18 protein-coding genes are annotated in these 16,366 nt (G+C 70.3%); 3 read left to right on the top strand and 15 right to left on the bottom strand.

Going from position 1 to position 16,366, the window contains the following annotated elements:
* Positions 1-3 precede the first annotated feature (3 nt).
* From tatC to EDD30_RS36295, 5 genes are all read right to left on the bottom strand, one after another.
* Positions 4-966, bottom strand: a complete 963-nt coding sequence (gene tatC / locus EDD30_RS36315; RefSeq protein WP_071807949.1) for a twin-arginine translocase subunit TatC — start codon at positions 964-966, stop codon at positions 4-6.
* Between the two features lie 6 nt (positions 967-972).
* Positions 973-1,290, bottom strand: coding sequence for a Sec-independent protein translocase subunit TatA (gene tatA, locus EDD30_RS36310; RefSeq protein ID WP_071807950.1), 318 nt, complete (start codon positions 1,288-1,290; stop codon positions 973-975).
* 142 nt (positions 1,291-1,432) lie between these two features.
* Positions 1,433-1,684, bottom strand: coding sequence for a hypothetical protein (locus tag EDD30_RS36305; protein ID WP_071807951.1), 252 nt, complete (start codon positions 1,682-1,684; stop codon positions 1,433-1,435).
* Between the two features lie 10 nt (positions 1,685-1,694).
* Entirely contained in the window at positions 1,695-2,678 is a 984-nt protein-coding gene (locus EDD30_RS36300) for a helix-turn-helix transcriptional regulator (RefSeq protein ID WP_071807952.1), read from the bottom strand.
* Positions 2,675-3,670, bottom strand: a complete 996-nt coding sequence (locus EDD30_RS36295; protein ID WP_071807953.1) for a helix-turn-helix transcriptional regulator — start codon at positions 3,668-3,670, stop codon at positions 2,675-2,677. Before EDD30_RS36295 ends, EDD30_RS36300 begins: the two co-directional genes overlap by 4 nt.
* 97 nt (positions 3,671-3,767) lie before the next feature.
* Between EDD30_RS36295 and EDD30_RS36290 the strand changes: the two genes are divergently transcribed.
* On the top strand, positions 3,768-4,853 hold the full coding sequence (locus EDD30_RS36290) for a DUF3866 family protein (protein ID WP_071807954.1): 1,086 nt from the start codon (positions 3,768-3,770) through the stop codon (positions 4,851-4,853).
* Here EDD30_RS36290 and EDD30_RS36285 read toward each other — a convergent pair.
* From EDD30_RS36285 to pafA, 3 genes are read right to left on the bottom strand one after another with little or no spacing between them, the layout of a single operon-like run.
* Complete coding sequence (locus EDD30_RS36285) at positions 4,850-5,500, bottom strand: O-methyltransferase (protein WP_123678914.1); 651 nt, start codon at positions 5,498-5,500, stop codon at positions 4,850-4,852. The two genes, EDD30_RS36290 and EDD30_RS36285, sit on opposite strands and share 4 nt — an antisense overlap.
* Before the next feature lie 35 nt (positions 5,501-5,535).
* Entirely contained in the window at positions 5,536-5,757 is a 222-nt protein-coding gene (locus EDD30_RS36280; protein ID WP_071806820.1) for a hypothetical protein, read from the bottom strand.
* A 26-nt stretch (positions 5,758-5,783) separates the two neighbouring features.
* Entirely contained in the window at positions 5,784-7,142 is a 1,359-nt protein-coding gene (gene pafA / locus EDD30_RS36275; RefSeq protein ID WP_071806821.1) for a Pup--protein ligase, read from the bottom strand.
* Positions 7,143-7,260: 118 nt separating this feature from the next.
* Here pafA and rfbB point away from each other — a divergent pair, with 118 nt between their 5' ends.
* Positions 7,261-8,235 (top strand): dTDP-glucose 4,6-dehydratase, encoded by a 975-nt coding sequence (gene rfbB / locus EDD30_RS36270; protein ID WP_071806822.1) that lies wholly within the window; start codon positions 7,261-7,263, stop codon positions 8,233-8,235.
* A gap of 238 nt (positions 8,236-8,473) precedes the next feature.
* Here the strand turns inward: rfbB and prcA are convergent, their stop codons facing one another.
* From prcA to arc, 5 genes are all read right to left on the bottom strand, one after another.
* A complete protein-coding gene (prcA, locus tag EDD30_RS36265) occupies positions 8,474-9,304 on the bottom strand; it encodes a proteasome subunit alpha (protein ID WP_071806823.1) in 831 nt (276 codons plus the stop codon).
* Between the two features lie 58 nt (positions 9,305-9,362).
* Complete coding sequence (prcB, locus tag EDD30_RS36260; RefSeq protein ID WP_071806829.1) at positions 9,363-10,202, bottom strand: proteasome subunit beta; 840 nt, start codon at positions 10,200-10,202, stop codon at positions 9,363-9,365.
* A gap of 170 nt (positions 10,203-10,372) precedes the next feature.
* The gene (locus EDD30_RS36250) at positions 10,373-10,588 is read right to left on the bottom strand and encodes a ubiquitin-like protein Pup (protein ID WP_023364349.1); all 216 of its coding nucleotides are present in this window, start codon (positions 10,586-10,588) and stop codon (positions 10,373-10,375) included.
* A 106-nt stretch (positions 10,589-10,694) separates the two neighbouring features.
* Positions 10,695-12,212 (bottom strand): depupylase/deamidase Dop, encoded by a 1,518-nt coding sequence (dop, locus tag EDD30_RS36245; RefSeq protein ID WP_071806824.1) that lies wholly within the window; start codon positions 12,210-12,212, stop codon positions 10,695-10,697.
* A 251-nt stretch (positions 12,213-12,463) separates the two neighbouring features.
* Positions 12,464-14,245 (bottom strand): proteasome ATPase, encoded by a 1,782-nt coding sequence (gene arc, locus EDD30_RS36240; RefSeq protein ID WP_071806825.1) that lies wholly within the window; start codon positions 14,243-14,245, stop codon positions 12,464-12,466.
* A 174-nt stretch (positions 14,246-14,419) separates the two neighbouring features.
* Between arc and EDD30_RS36235 the strand changes: the two genes are divergently transcribed.
* Positions 14,420-14,713 (top strand): ferredoxin, encoded by a 294-nt coding sequence (locus EDD30_RS36235; protein ID WP_071806826.1) that lies wholly within the window; start codon positions 14,420-14,422, stop codon positions 14,711-14,713.
* A gap of 60 nt (positions 14,714-14,773) precedes the next feature.
* Here EDD30_RS36235 and EDD30_RS36230 read toward each other — a convergent pair whose 3' ends face one another.
* A complete protein-coding gene (locus EDD30_RS36230) occupies positions 14,774-15,361 on the bottom strand; it encodes a hypothetical protein (protein WP_071806830.1) in 588 nt (195 codons plus the stop codon).
* 70 nt (positions 15,362-15,431) lie between these two features.
* Positions 15,432-16,364, bottom strand: coding sequence for a tRNA (adenine-N1)-methyltransferase (locus EDD30_RS36225; RefSeq protein ID WP_071806827.1), 933 nt, complete (start codon positions 16,362-16,364; stop codon positions 15,432-15,434).
* Positions 16,365-16,366: the final 2 nt, after the last annotated feature.

Genomic DNA, 16,366 nt, shown 5'->3' with positions numbered 1-16,366 from the left:
GGCTCAGGTCATGTCGTCGAATCGGCTGTCCAACGGCAACGGTCGGGCGACCGGCGCCGGCGACTGCACCGGTGCGGGCCCGTCGATGCGGTCCGACACCGCGACCGGCGTGTGTTCCTCCTCCAGCGGGGAGGTCTCGTCGTCGTCCAGGCCGGCGTACATCTCCTTGCCCCGGCCCTTGCGCCGGTCGTTGAGTGTGGCGACGCCGACGGAGATGAAGTAGAGCAGGCTCATGCAGGCAGCGAGCAGGGTCATGCCGAACGGCCCGGGGTCGGGCGTGGCGATCGCCGCGAAGACGAACGACAGGAAGACCACGATCCGCCACCAGCTCAGCAGGCGCTTGGCGCTGACCACGCCGGTGAAGTTGAGCATCAGCAGGACCAGCGGGAACTCGAACGCCACCCCGAAGATCAAGATCATGTTGGTCACGAAGCCGATGTAGCTGGTGACCTCGAGCTGGGTGGTGCTGCCGATCACACCGGACTGCATGATGAAGGCCAGGCTGTGGCCGATCACGAAGTACGCCAGGAGGGCGCCGCCGCCGAAGAGCGGCGCGGCGATCGCGACGAAGACGTACGCCCACTTGCGCTCGTGGCGGTGCAGGCCCGGGGCGATGAACGCCCACAACTGGTAGAGCCAGACCGGCGCCCCGACGATGAGGCCGACCCAGAGCGCGATCTTCAGTCGCAGCACGAGCTGGTCGGTGGCGCCGAGGGTGAGGAAGCTGCAGACGCGCTCACCCTTGCCGTTGAGGATCCAGGACGACTCGAGGTTGCAGTACGGCACCGACAGCAGGTCGAACACCTGCATGGACACGACGAAGCCGACGATCAGCCCGGCGACGATGCCGAGCGACGCCCAGAAGAGACGGTTACGCAGCTCCCGAACGTGCTCGATGAGGGTCATCGAGCCGTCGGCGGCCTGCTCGAACTTGCTGGGCCCCCGGCGGCGCAGGGAGATGGCCACGGTGGGTCAGCGGTCGTTGGTGCGCTGCACCGGGTCGACGTACGGCGGCTGCTGAGGCTGCTGCTGGTAGCCCGGCGGAGGCTGCTGCTGATAGCCCGGCTGACCCGGCTGGTGGATCTCGTTCGGGTGCAGCGGCTCGCGCGAATACTGCGGCTCGGCCTTCTCCGCGACGTTGTCGTCGTCCACCAGGCCCTTGGTCTCGGCCTTGATGATCCGCAGCGACCGCCCCAGCGACCGGGCGGCGTCCGGAAGGCGCTTCGCGCCGAACAGCAGCACGAGCACGACAAGGACAACGATGATGTGCCATGGCTTGATGGCGTTCATGGAAGACTCCGTCGAATCAGGGTGGTTCGTCGATGGTGCGGGGTCCATCGTACGTGTGCACTCTGGAAGTCACCCGTGCCGGATCCGTTTGTTTGACCGGCGACCCGAGGAATTTTCGGACAACGGGGCGGAAACCCTCGCGTCAGGAACCGCCGAGCCCGGCCTTGATCACCGCGACCTTCTCCTGTGCCGTCTGGGCGCGCTGCTGCAGGCCGGCGACGGATTCCTGGAGTACGGCCGCCTTCTGCTGCAGCACGGCGGCCTGTTCCTGCCGGCGCAGCAGCCGGCGCAACGCCCGGTCGAGACCGGACAGCCGTCCGACCACGGACATGACCGTCGCCACCATGACGACGAGGGCGACGACAACGACCGCCAGCACGATCCACCACACCATGGCGGACAGCTTAGGGGGTGGAGGGGCCGGGGGCCGCGTACTGGTCGAGTGCCGTGGTGGCCTGGGCGCGGATCCGCTCGACCAGCGCCGCCGGAGCGGCCACGGTCACGTCCGGCCCCATCCCGAGCAGGAACCGCTGCGCCCAGCCGAGATCGGTCACGCGCAGGGTCACCACCCACTCGTCGCCGTCGCGGCGGACCTCCTCGCACGGGTAGTACTCGGTGATCCAGCGGCTGCCGCGGCCCACCCGCAGCGTCACCAGCGGCAGGCCAGGACCCGGATGGAAGACACCGTCGCGCAGGTCGTGCGGCACCGCCGTCGCCGGGGGCGCGGCCGGCTCGTCCAGCTCGGTGAAGGCGTCGATGCGGTCCAGGCGGAACAGGCGGGTGCCCTCGGCACGCCGGCACCACGCTTCCAGGTAGGCACGGTTGCCGACCATCAGCACCCGCATCGGGTCGACGACGCGGTCGGTGGTCTCGTCGCGGGCGGCCGTGTAGTACGTGATGCGCATGGCCCGGCGGCGCTCGACGATGTCCCGGACGGCGTCGAGACGCTCGGTGGCGGCGGGCAGCGCCACGGCCACCGGCGCGTCGCCGAGGTCCCCGGCGGCGCTCTCGATCTTGACAAGGGCCCGCTCGATCGCGTCCCGCGACCCGATGCCGGGCGTCTCGGCGAGCATCCGCAGCGCCACCACCAGCGCGAGAGCCTCGTCCGGGTTGAGCCGCAGCGGCCGGTCGATGCCCGCGTCGTAGGTGATGGTCACCCGGTCGCCGTCGAGCGCCATGTCGATGAGGTCGCCGGGGCCGTAGCCGGGCAGGCCGCAGACCCAGAGCAGCTCCAGGTCCTCGCGGAGCTGACGCTCGGTGATCCGGAAGTCGGCGGCGGCCTCCGCCACCGCGATCCCCGGACGGGCCAGCAGGTACGGCACCAGGTTGAGCAACCGGCCCAGGCGGTCGGCCGAGGCCCGCGCCGGGCCGCGCTGCTGCGGGGTCACGACGGCGCCCCGGTGCGGGCCGGCTCGTGCCGGGCCACGACCTCCTTGAGCTGCTGGATCACGGCCTCGCGCAGCTCCGGCGGCCCGTCGGCGCGCACGTCCGCGCCGTAGCCGACCAGCCGCGAGGCGAGCCACTCGACGTCGGCGTACGGAATCGTCAGCCGGTCGCCGCCGGGGCCGGGCACCGTCTCCACCGCCAGCCGGCGCAGCCCGGCGGCCCGGCCCGGCCGGACCACGACGGTGGCGCGGCCGGTGCGCTCGAGCGGGCCGGACCAGCGGGCGACGTGGCTGATCAGGTCGACGTCCTCCGGCGGGGTGAACGCGCCCTCCGGGCCGACGACGCGCACCTGGCCGACGATGCGCGACAGCCGGAAGCAGCGGGTGGCGTCGCGGTCGCGGTCGTGGCCGACGACATACCAGCGGCCCTGCCAACAGACCACTCCCCACGGCTGCAACCGGCGGGTGGAGGGCTCGTCGACCTCGGGCACGCGATAGGAGAAGGTCACCGCGCGGCGCGAGCGCGCCGCCCCGGTGAGCGGCGCGAACGCCGGGTCGACGGTCACCACCGGCTCGACGCCGAGGGTGGCCTGGGGGTCGACCTCGACGCCGGCGGCCCGCAGCTTGGCGAGGCCGGACGACGCGGCGGCGGCGAGGCCGGCGTGCTGCCACAGCCGTGCGGCGATGCCCACGGCGGCGGCCTCATCCGGTTCGAGCGGAATGTCGGGTAGCGCGTACTCGCGGTGGGCGATCCGGTAGCCCTGCTCGGTGTCGAACGCGCTCGCCTGGCCCGTCTCCAGCGGCACGCCCAGCTCGCGCAGCTCGGCCTTGTCGCGCTCGAACTTGCGCTGGAACGCCTCGTGGTCGCGCGGATCCTCGGGGTCGTGCTCGTATCCGGGCACGGTCGCGGCGATCTGCGCGGCGGTCAGGAACCGTCGCGTGGACAGCAGACAGATCACCAGGTTCACCAGGCGTTCGGTACGGGTCCGCGACACGACCGAAACGCTAGCAGCCCCGCGGCGCCACGGCGGCACGCGTCGACCGGCCGGGGCCTACCACTCCCGCACGGGTGGCGGAGATAGGGTCGCCGCCATGGTGCGCTGGCGGTCGGGAATCGTTTCTTCGGTACGGCGGGATTGGCACGGCGCCGTCGAGCTGGAGGTCGGCACCGGCGACGGCCCGGTCAAGGCGCTCGCCTACCCGGAGCTGACCGGCGCGCCGCGCCCCGGCGACCGCGTCCTGCTGAACGTGGGCGCGCTGGTGATGGGTCTGGGCACCGGCGGCTATGCCCTGGTCGTGGCGCTGCCCGACCGGCTGCCCCCGGACCCGGTAGCCGACGGCACCACCCGCGACAGCGGCCATCTGGTCAAGGCGCGGTACACCCCCCTGCAGCCCATCCTGCTCGGGGTGGACGAGGAGGCGTCACCGCACCGCCCGGCGATGGAGGCCGCGAGCGGCCTGGACGACATGCCGGTCGTCACCGCCGACCTGCACTCCGCGCTGCCGGCGATCCTCGCCGGCGTCCACGCCGACCGGCCCGACGCGCGGGTGGCGTACGTGATGACCGACGGTGGCGCGCTGCCCGCCTGGTTCTCCCGCACGCTCGACGGCCTGCGCGACACGCTGGCCGGCACCGTGACGACCGGTCAGGCCTTCGGCGGCGACCTGGAGGCGAGCACGGTCCACGCCGCCCTGCTCGCCGCCCGGCACGTGCTGCACGCGGACGTCACCATCGTCGCCCAGGGGCCGGGCAACCTGGGTACGGGCACGGCGTGGGGCTTCTCGGGCGTGGCGGTGGGCGAGGCGGTCAACGCGGTGGTGGCGCTCGGCGGCCGGCCCGTCGGCTCGCTGCGGATCTCGGACGCCGACGGCCGGGCCCGGCACCGGGGGGTCTCGCACCACAGCCTCACCGCGTACGGAAAGGTGGCGCTGGTCCCCGCCGACCTGCCGGTGCCCGCCGACCTGCCCGCGGACCTGGCCAAGGAGGTCACCGACGCCCTCGCGCCACTGACCACCCTGCACCGGGTCGTGGAGGTGCCCACCGACGGCCTGGACGCGGCGCTGCAGGCAAGCCCGGTGAAGCTGTCGACGATGGGCCGCGGCCTGGCCGAGGACCACGCCTACTTCGTGGCGGCGGCCGCCGCCGGACGGCACGCCGCCACCCTGCTTGCGGTCTAGCGGCGGCGGATCAGGGTCACGCCGTCGCGGACCGGCAGCATCACCGACTCGACCCGGTCGTCGGCCACCACCCGGTCGTTGACCTCGCGGATCGCGACGACGGACTCGGACTGCGGGCCGTCGGCCACCACCCGCCCGCCCTGCAGCACGTTGTCGAGCACGATCAGGCCGCCGGAGCGCAGCCGCGGCACGAGCTCCTCGTAGTAGGCGAGGTATCCGGTCTTGTCGGCGTCGATGAAGGCGAAGTCGACGACCGGATCGCGGGGCAGCGCCCGCAGCGTCTCTATCGCCGGCGCGATCCGCAGGTCGATGCGGTCCGCCACCCCCGCCTGCTTCCAGTAGCGGCGGGCCACCCCGGTCCACTCCTCGGAGACGTCGCACGCGAGCAGGCTCCCGCCCTCGGCCAGCCCCCGGGCGATGCAGATGGCCGAATAGCCGGTGAAGACACCGACCTCGACGGCGACCCGCGCCCCGGTCAGGCGGACGAGCAGCGTGAGGAGCTGACCCTCGTCCTGACTGATCTGCATGACGACGTCGTCCGGAAAAGCCGCCCGGGTCTCGGCGGCCAGCTCACGCAGGGCGTCGTCGGCGGGCGTGCAGTGGGCCAGGAGGTAGTCGCTGATCGCGGGATCGATGATGTCAGACATGCCGACCAGCATTGCGCAGATCCGGACGTCTGTCGTCAGTCGAAGATGATCAGGTAGAGCCAGCCCAGCAGGAGCACGCCGAGGATCACGGCCAGCACCCAGGTGGGAACCTTGTGGCCGCCCGCGCGGTTGCGCTGGATCTGGCTGCGGATGCGTTCACGGCGGCGCTCGACGCGCGACCACATGACGTCCTCGACGGTCCGCTCAGGCTTCTCCCCGGGCGGACGCCGGTCGGGCTCGTGCGACGGCTGTGTCATGGCCCGACCAGCCTAGCGGTCGCCGGTCACATGCTGGCGATCAGGCGCTCCACCCGCTCGTCGTACGCCCGGAACGGGTCCTTGCACAGCACGGTGCGCTGCGCCTGGTCGTTGAGCTTGAGGTGCACCCAGTCGACGGTGAAGTCGCGCCGCTTCTCCTGGGCGTGGCGGATGAACTCGCCGCGCAGCCGCGCCCGGGTGGTCTGCGGCGGCGTCTCCTTGGCCTCGAAGATCTCCAGGTCGTTGGAGATGCGGTCCACCTGCTTGCGCTTCTCCATCAGCGCGTACAGGCCGCGGCCGCGGCGCACGTCGTGGTACGCGAGGTCGAGCTGGGCGATCCGCGGGTGCGACATCGGGATCTCGTGCTTGGCCTGGTACCGCTCGATCAGCTTCAGCTTCGACACCCAGTCGATCTCGCGCGAGACCGGGTCCAGGTCGCCGCTCTCGATCGCGCTGAGCACCCGCCCCCAGAGCTCGACGACGCGCTTGGCGGTCTGGTCGCCGCCGCGCCGCTCGACGAACTCGGTCGCCTTGGCGAGATACTCCTGCTGGATCTCGAGAGCGCTGACCTCCTTGTTGTTCGCCAGCCGGATCTTGCGCCGCCCGGTGACGTCGTGGCTGACCTCCCGGATGGCCCGGATCGGGTTCTCCAGGGTGAGGTCACGCATGACCACGCCGGCCTCGATCATCCGCAGCACGATGTCGGCGCTGCCGACCTTGAGCAGCGTGGTGACCTCGTTCATGTTGGAGTCACCGACGATGACGTGCAGGCGGCGGTAGCGCTCGGCGTCGGCGTGCGGCTCGTCCCGGGTGTTGATGATGGGCCGGCTGCGCGTGGTGGCGCTGGAGACGCCCTCCCAGATGTGCTCGGCGCGCTGCGACAGGCAGAACACCGCGCCGCGCGGCGTCTGCAGGACCTTGCCGGCGCCGCAGATCAACTGCCGGGTGACGAGGAACGGGATCAGGACGTCGGCGAGGCGGCCGAACTCGCCGTGCCGGGACACGAGGTAGTTCTCGTGGCAGCCGTAGGAGTTGCCGGCGGAATCGGTGTTGTTCTTGAAAAGGTAGATCTCCCCCGCGATCCCCTCGTCGTGCAGCCGCTTCTCGGCATCGACCAGCAGGCCCTCGAGGATGCGCTCGCCGGCGCGGTCATGGGCCACCAGGTCGGTGACGGAGTCGCACTCGGGGGTCGCGTACTCGGGGTGGGAACCGACGTCGAGATACAGGCGGGCACCGTTGCGGAGGAAGACATTGCTGCTGCGTCCCCAGGACACCACTCGGCGGAACAGATAGCGGGCCACCTCGTCGGGCGACAGCCGCCGCTGTCCCCGGTAGGTGCACGTGACTCCGTACTCGGTTTCGAGGCCGAAAATTCGCCGTTCCATGTCGAAACATTAGCCGCACAACGGCTTCCCGTGGCAGGTACCGCGCGCCCTTTCACCGGTGTCCCGTGCGGCCGACTCCGGCCTCGGGGCCGGTACCTGCGGATACACTGCCCACCTGATGAAAGTTCTGGTCACCGGGGGCGCCGGGTTCATCGGCTCGGCATTCGTCCGCGGCGTCCTGACGGACACGCTGCCGGGCCTGGAGGGCGCTCACGTCACGGTCGTCGACAAGCTGACGTACGCGGGCAGCCTCGCCAATCTGGCACCGGTCGCCACGAGCGGACGCCTCGACGTCGTCCCGGGTGACGTGTGCGACCCGGCGCTGGTCGAAGCGGTGATGCGCCGGCACGAGGGCGTCGTGCACTTCGCCGCCGAATCCCATGTCGACCGCTCCATCCGGGCGGCGGCCGAGTTCGCCATGACCAACGTGGTGGGCACCCAGGTGTTGCTGGACGCGGCGCTACGGCACGGCGTCGAACGGTTCGTCCACGTCTCGACGGACGAGGTCTACGGCTCGATCCCGTCCGGGTCCTGGACGGAGTCCTCGCCGGTGGCGCCCAACTCGCCGTACGCGGCGACGAAGGCCGGGGCGGACCTGCTCGCGCTCTCCTACCACCGGACCCACGGGCTGCCGGTGACGGTGACCAGATGCGCCAACAACTACGGCCCGTACCAGCATCCGGAGAAACTGATCCCGCGCTTCGTGACCAACCTGCTGGAGGGCCGGACGGTCCCGCTCTACGGCGACGGCTCGCAGGTCCGCGACTGGATCCACGTCGACGACCACTGCCGCGCCACGGCCCTGGTCCTGGAGCGCGGAAAGCCCGGCGAGGTCTACCACGTCGGCGGCGGTCAGGAGCTGACGAACCGGGAGCTGACCGGTCTGCTCCTGCGGGCCTGCGGCGCGGACTGGGACCGGGTGGTCCAGGTCGAGGACCGTAAGGGCCACGACCGCCGCTACGCGCTCGACGACAGCCGCCTGCGCGACGAGCTCGGCTACCGGCCCGAGGTGGACTTCGCCGGCGGCCTGGCGGCGACCGTCCGGTGGTACCGCGACAACCCGGGCTGGTGGCGGCCCCTCGTCATCGACTGACCACTCCCGACGAGCCGGAGCCCGCGAACCCGCCGGCCGTCACGGCCCGGGGCGGCGAAGCTCGCCGACCCCTCAGGAGTCCCGACGGGCACTGCGCGGCGAGAGCAGCCGCCACGGCCGGGTGGCGATGGCTCGCCGGAGCGAACCGTCGCCACCCGGGCACGAAGCCCACCGGCGGCACGTCCCCAGGCTGTCCCGCGCGGAGCGCGGACTGTGTCCGGGCCGCCGCCCCGGTGGATCAGGACTTGTCGCCGGACTCGTCGGGCTTGCCCTCGAGGTCGACCGAGGCGGCCGAGACCGTGGGCTTGTCGTCGCCCTGAGCCGGCGGCGCGGTGTCGCCCGCCTCGCCCACCTCGGGCTCCGGCTGGTCCTTGCCGCCGCCGAGCAGCGTCTCCACCGCCGCGCCGACGATCCGCCGGAAGGCGCGACCCTTGCGGCGCCGGTCCAGCACGGCAACCTCGAGCTGGGAGGCGCCCAGCTCGCGCGCGGCGCCGTTCTCTCCGCCGACGCTGCCCAGGCCCTTGACCGCCAGCGCCAGCGCCGTCGGCAGGTCCGCCGTGACGTCGTGGCGCTCTTTGAGGACGGTGGAGATGGCCTCCGCCGAGCCGCCCATCGCCATGAAGCCCGGCTCGTCCATGACCGAGCCGTCGTAGGTGATGCGGTACAGCTCGTCGGCCTCCGGCGAGGCGCCGACCTGCGCCACGCAGATCTCCACCTCGTAAGGCTTCTGCGTTTCGGAGAAGATCGCGCCGAGCGTCTGGGTGTAGGCGTTCGCGAGCGCGCGGCCGGTCACGTCGCGCCGGTCGTATGCGAGGCCGTTGAGGTCGGCCATCCGCACGCCGGCGCGGCGCAGGCTCTCGAACTCGTTGTAGCGGCCGACGGCCGCGAAACCGATCTTGTCGTACAGCTCGCTGATCTTGCGCAGCGAGGTGAGGTTCTCGGCGACCAGCAGGATGCCGCCCTCGTACGTGAGCACGACGGCGGAACGACCGCGGGCGATGCCCTTGCGGGCGTACTCCGAGCGGTCCCGCTGGACCTGCTCGGGCGAAGCGTAGAACTGCATGGCCACGGGTGGTTACTCCTTCGATGACCTTCGCTGGTGGTTTCGTCGTCGGATCGCGGGTGGCTCAGCCCCCCGGATTCTCCATCCGTCCGGCGACCACTGCCTCGGCCACCGCGTTGATCTCGGCCTCGGTGAGCCGGTGGGTGCTGTCGGCGGTCGCGGTCATCACCACCGGGTAGATCTTGCGGGTCAGGTCGGGCCCGCCGGTCGCGGTGTCGTCGTCGGCGGCGTCGTACAGCGCCTCCACCGCGAGCCGGATCGCCTCCTCGGTGCCGATGCCCGGCCGGTAGCGCTTCTTCAGCGCGGCCTTGGCGAACAGCGAACCGGAGCCGATCGCGTCGAAGCCGGTCTCCTCGTAGAGCCCGCCGGCGACGTCGAAGCTGAAGATGCGCCCGACCCGGGCCGGGTCGGCCGGGGACAGGTCGAAGCCCGCGAACAGCGGCACCACGGCCAGACCCTGCATGGCCGCGCCCAGGTTGCCGCGCACCATCGCGGCGAGCCGGTTGGCCTTGCCGTCGAGGGACAGCATGGCGCCCTCGATCTTCTCGTAGTGCTCGAGCTCCACCTGGAACAGGCGCATGAGCTCGATGCCGATCCCCGCGGTGCCCGCGATGCCGATCAGCGAATACGCGTCCGCGGGATGCACCTTCTCGATGTCCCGGCTGGCGATGATGTTGCCCATCGTGGCGCGCCGGTCACCGGCCATCACGACGCCGTCGGTGGTGGCGATGGCGATGATCGTGGTCCCGTGCGGCGCGATGTCGGCCGCCATCCCCGGCGGCAACGGCCGCCGGCCGGGAAGCAACTCGGGGGCGGCCTGGCTCAGGAACTGCGTGAAGGATGACGTCCCCGCATTGGTGAACACATCGGGAAGACGCCCGGATGGATCGAAGCCCGCTGCCACGTGGTTCCTCTCGAACGTGATCGCGGCGGCGAGGGATTCCGGGCCGTCCCGCAACCACCCGATGCCGCCGTCGCAGTTGAAGCACAATATCCCGCGAGCGGGGCCGACGCGATGATCGTGATCAACGTGTCGGCCCGACGCCGCGAATGTCTGATTAGCCGGCTAAGAGGCTATTCTCCGCCTTTTTGTACGTACCCGCGGACGAACTCCTCGGCGTTCTCCTCGAGGACGGAGTCGATCTCGTCGAGCAGGTCGTCGACGTCCTCGGTGATCTCGGCGTGGCGCTCGGCAACCTCGGGGTTGGCCTCGGTGGTGACGTCCTCGATCTCCTCGTCGCGCTTGCCCTTGCCGGACTGCGACTGACCGCCGGTGTCTCGCGTTGCCATCCGTGTCCCCCTTCAAGACCCAACCGGTTCGGGTTGGGAAAAACCTACCTTGCGGGTACGACGAATACGCCTGCCCGTCCGCGTGTTTCTCGCGCAGCGAAGCGGGTCACCGACTGGTGATCACCTCGAGCAGGTCCTTGGCCGTGTCGCACCTGTCGAAGAGCGCGCCCACGTGCTTCCTGGTGCCGCGCTCGGGCTCCATCATCGGGACCCGCACCAGCGACTCGCGGCCGACGTCGAAGATGACCGAGTCCCAGCTCGCCGCGACCACTTCGGACGCGTAGCGGGCCAGGCACTGACCGCGGAAGTACGCCCGGGTGTCCTCGGGCGGCTCCACCATCGCGCGGGCGGTCTCTGCGGGGTCGAGGAGCGTCTTCATCGAGCCCCGGGCCACCAGCCGGTGGTAGAGGCCCTTCTCCGGGCGGACGTCGGAATACTGCAGGTCGACCAGTTGCAGCTTCGGCGAGGACCACGCCAGGCTCTCGCGCTCGCGGTAGCCCTCCAGCAGCCGCAGCTTGGCGACCCAGTCGAGCTGATCGGAACAGGTCATCGGGTCACGGCCGAGCTTGTCGAGCACGTCCTCCCAGCGGCGCAGCACGTCCACGGTCTGCTCGTCGGCGTCGGCGCCGTAGCGCTCGTCCACGAAGGCCTTGGCGCGCTCGTAGTACGCCCACTGCAGGTCCAGCGCGGTGAGGCGGCGGCCGTCGCGCAGCCGCATGAGGTGCCCGAGCGAGGGGTCGTGGCTGACCGCCTTGAGCTCGGAGACCGGGTCGGCCACGCCGAGTTCGCCGGTGAAGACCTTCTCCTCGATCATGTTCAGGATCAGCGCGGTCGTACCCATCTTCAGATACGTGGCGATCTCGGAGAGGTTCGCGTCACCGATGATGACGTGCAGCCGGCGGTACTTGTCGGCGTCGGAGTGCGGTTCGTCGCGGGTGTTGATGATCGGGCGCTTGAGGGTGGTCTCGAGGCCGACCTCGACCTCGAAGAAGTCGGCGCGCGAGGAGATCTGGAAGCCCGATCCCGAGCCGTCCTGACCGATCCCGACGCGGCCGGCGCCGCAGAAGATCTGCCGGGTGACGAAGAACGGCGTGAGGTGGGCGACGATGTCGGCGAACGGGGTCTGGCGGCGCATGAGGTAGTTCTCGTGCGAGCCGTACGAAGCACCCTTGTTGTCGGTGTTGTTCTTGTAGAGCTGGATGCGGTGCGTGCCGGGGATCGTGGCGGCGCGGCGGGACGCCTCGGCCATGACCTGCTCGCCGGCCTTGTCCCAGCGCACGATGTCCAGCGGGTTGGTGCACTCGGGGGTGCTGTACTCCGGATGGGCGTGGTCGACGTAGAGACGGGCGCCGTTGGTGAGTATCACGTTGGCGAGGCCGAGATCCTCGTCGGCGAGCGCTTCCGCGGGGTCGTACGCCGCGCCCGAGTAGGTGAACCCGCGGGCGTCACGCAGCGGCGACTCCTCCTCGTAGTCCCATCGCGCGCGGCCGCCGCGATTGAGCTCGGGGCGGGCGCCGTAGGCGTTGACGACCTGGGAGGAGGTGACCATCGGGTTGGCGCCGGGCTGCCCGGGCACGGAAATGCCGTACTCCACCTCGGTGCCCATAATCCGCCGAACGCTCATGCGACCACTCCGCCCGCCACTGTGCTGCCGTTGCCCATGTATCGAGCCTAGACGCTTCCGTATCGGTTCTCGCCTCGGGCCGTACGCGTCACGCCACGCTCAGTGGCGATCTTTCGTCACATCAGGGAGTTATCGGGCCGCCGAACAGGCGGGAGGCTGTCGGCCGGCGCCACGCAGAGCGACGAAGGCGGATGAAATGAGATGAGAAGACGCGGGCGGAGGAAACCTCCGCCCGCGTCCGGATGCGTCTGCTACAGGTATTGACCGGTGTTGCTGGCCGTCTCGATGGACCGGCCGGCCTCGGCGCCCTTGCCGCCGGAGACGAGCGTACGGATGTAGACGATCCGCTCGCCCTTCTTGCCGGAGATCCGGGCCCAGTCGTCGGGGTTGGTGGTGTTGGGCAGATCCTCGTTCTCACGGAACTCGTCGACGCAACTGTCGAGCAGGTGCTGCAGCCGCAGCCCCTTCTTGCCGGAGGTGAGGAACTCCTTGATCGCCATCTTCTTGCCGCGGTCGACGATGTTCTGGATCATCGCGCCGGAGTTGAAGTCCTTGAAGTACAGGACTTCCTTGTCACCGTTGGCGTAGGTGACCTCCAGGAAGCGGTTCTCCTCGGACTCCGTGTACATCCGGAGCACGACCGCCTCGATCATGGCCGCGACCGTCACGTCGGCGTCGCCGCCGTGCTCGGCGAGGTCCTCCGCGCTCAGCGGGAGGCCCGGGAGGATGTACTTGGCGAAGATGTCCTTCGCCGCCTCCGCGTCCGGACGCTCGATCTTGATCTTCACGTCCAGCCGGCCGGGCCGCAGGATCGCCGGGTCGATCATGTCTTCCCGGTTGGAGGCGCCGATGACGATGACGTTCTCCAGGCCCTCGACACCGTCGATCTCGCTCAGCAACTGCGGGACGATGGTGTTCTCGACGTCGGAGGAGACGCCGGAGCCACGGGTCCGGAAGATCGAGTCCATCTCGTCGAAGAACACGATGACCGGAGTGCCCTCGCCGGCCTTCTCCCGCGCCCGCTGGAAGACCAGGCGGATGTGCCGCTCGGTCTCGCCCACGTACTTGTTGAGCAGCTCGGGACCCTTGATGTTGAGGAAGTAGCTGGTGTGCTTCTCCTCGCCGCGCCGCTCGGCGATCTTCTTCGCCAGCGAGTTGGCGACCGCCTTGGCGATCAGGGTCTTGCCGCAGCCGGGCGGGCCGTAGAGCAGGATGCCCTTCGGCGGGCGCAACTGGTGCTCCCGGAAGAGGTCGGCGTGCAGGAAGGGCAGCTCCACCGCGTCACGGATCTGCTCGATCTGCGAGTGCAGGCCGCCGATGTCGGTGTAGTCGACGTCGGGCACCTCCTCGAGAACGAGCTCCTCGACCTCGCTCTTGGGGATGCGCTCGTACGCATACGCCGAGCGCGGCTCGATCATCAGCGAGTCGCCCGCCCGCAGCTTCGAGATCTCGAGCGAATCGGCCAGATGGACGATCCGCTCCTCGTCGGCGTGCGAGACGACCAGGGCGCGATCGCCCGGTGCCCCACCGGGACCGGCCAGGATCTCCTTGAGCAGGACGACCTCGCCGACCCGCTCGTAACCGAACGCGTCCACCACGTTGAGCGCGTCGTTGAGCAGGACTTCCTGCCCCCGCTTGAGCTCCTCGACCTCGAGGCTCGGTGACACGGCGACCCGCAACTTGCGCCCGCCGGTGAAGACGTCGACGGAACCGTCCTCGTGGGCGGCCAGGAAAACGCCGTAGCCGCTGGGCGGCTGGGCGAGCCGGTCAATCTCTTCCTTGAGAGTGACGATCTGAGCCCGGGCTTCCTTGAGGGTCGCCACGAGCCGGTCGTTGTTCTCGGTCAGCCGGGCCAGCTGCGCCTGCGTCGCCGCGAGCCGTTCCTCGAGCTGCCGGACGTGTCGGGGGCTTTCGGTCAACTTGCGCCGTACCAGAGCGAGTTCCTCCTGCAGGAACGCAACCTGGCTGGAGAGATCGTTGGCCTCTTTCTCCCAACGTGCGGCGCGTGAATCCGCCTCGTCGCTACGTGCCACGTCCCACCTCCCCGGGGGCTCGAACGTCTTGAGACAACACTAGCCGCTGCGGCGCGGATTTCGACCCATGCAACACCCTCGTCACTGAACCTTGATCGATTGGGTCGGGTGGGGCCGCCGGGTGGTCCGACCTGTCGGGTACGGTCGGAGCGGTCGAAACGTGGGAGGTGTGCGGTGTCTGCACAGACCGGAACTGACGAACTCGAGGTCTGGGTGGATCAGGACCTGTGCACCGGCGACGGGCTCTGCGTGCAGTACGCCCCGGAGGTCTTCGAGTTCGACATCGACGGGCTGGCGTACGTCAAGGACAGTGCCGGTGAGCTGCTGCAGGGCCACGGCGCGCGCACCGGGGTGCCGGCCCGGCTGCAGCTCGAGGTGATCGACTCGGCCAAGGAGTGCCCGGGCGACTGCATCCACGTCGTGCGCGCCTCCGACGGCGTCGAGGTCGCCGGTCCGGACGCGGACTGATCCGACGCGTACGGGTCTCGTTCACGGCCCGTACGCGCCGCTGTCATCCGGCGGAAAATGTCACAGTGTCGGACGGCCGACCAAAGATGCGACAATCCGGGAAAACTCCTCTAGACGGGCGATTTGCCCCGGCCCGCCGTCGTCGAGGGTCTTGCCGAAGCGCAACGCGTCGTGCCGTAGCGCCGCCCGGCCCTCCTCCTCCATGCCCGGCGGGGGAACCGCGTCGTCCACCGAACTGAGCAGCAGGTACACGTCGATGCTGTCGACCCGCGCCTGCCCGGTCGAGGTGCGCGTCAGCCGCCGCCGGCAGCCCACCTCGGTCACCGTCGACAACGGCACCACGCGCAGCGACGAGGTCATCGAACCGACCGGCCCGTCCCCCGGCGCCACGTCCTCGCCGTGCCAGAGCACCAGCCGGCTGCCGTCGCAGATCACGACCTCCTGCCAGACGCCGTTGACCTCGTTGACGAAGCGCTCCAGGGTGAAACAGAGCACCGACGCGCCGCGCAGAACGCCGAAGAGGGCGTCCAGCGCCACCTCAGGGTCGCGCAGGTAGGCGCGGGCCGCCGAGTCCAGGTCCTCGTACGGCGACCAGTCCGGGAAGACCGCCGGCATCTCGTTGCTGCCACCGAACGGCGGAGAACTCATCGCGCCCACCCGTTCCCTCCCCATGACCCATCGGACCCGCGACGGAAACTACCGGATGCCGGGCTGGTCGTCACATCCCGGGATCGTCGGCCGTCTCCGTACGCTCGGCGGCCATCGCGGCCTGAGCAGCCCGGCGCAGGGCGTAGGCCTCGGCGCCCTTGCTCGGCTTGCGCCGCCGCGGCGGCGCGGTGACACCCGGCGCCAGTCTGCGCGCCGACACCAGGAACGCGGTGTGCGCGATCATGCGGTGGTCCGGGCGCACTGCCAGGCCCTCCGCGTGCCAGTCGCGCACCAGTGACTCCCACGCCCGCGGCTCGGTCCAGCCGCCGCGCTCGCGCAGCGCCTCGACCAGCTCGGAGAGCTGGGGCGTCGTGGCCACGTACCCGATGAAGACGCCGCCGGGGACGAGCGAGCGCTCGACCATGTCGAGGGCCTCCCACGGGGTCAGCATGTCCAGCACGACCCGGTCGAAACCCGTTTCGGTGTTGCCGGCGACATCGCCGTGGTGCAGATGCCAGGCCGGGTGCGGTCCGCCGAAGAACGACTCCACGTTCTTGCGGGCGATCGCGGCGAAGTCCTCGCGCAGCTCGTACGAGTGCAGCTCGCCGCCGCCACCCACCGCCCGCAGCAGCGAACAGGTCAGCGCGCCCGACCCGACGCCGGCCTCCAGCACCTTGGCGCCGGGGAAGACGTCGCCCATCGCGACGATCTGCGCGGCGTCCTTCGGATAGATGACCTGCGCGCCGCGCGGCATCGAGAGCACGTAGTCGGCCAGCAGCGGGCGCAGTGCCAGATACTGCGTGCCGCCGCTGGACGTGACGACACTGCCGTCGCTGAGCCCGATGAGGGCGTCGTGCTCCAGCGCGCCCCGGTGGGTGTGGAACGCCTTGCCGGGCTCGAGGACGATGGTGTGCATGCGGTTCTTGGGATCGGTGAGCTGCACCCGGTCGCCCGCTCGGAACGGTCCCCGGTGGGTGGGCGCGGCGTCTTGCTGAACGGTCACGG

It is taken from the genome of Couchioplanes caeruleus, assembly GCF_003751945.1.
GTDB lineage: Bacteria > Actinomycetota > Actinomycetes > Mycobacteriales > Micromonosporaceae > Actinoplanes > Actinoplanes caeruleus.
The sequence above is the reverse complement of the archived record's forward strand: the minus strand, read 5'-3'. Positions and strand labels throughout refer to the sequence as shown.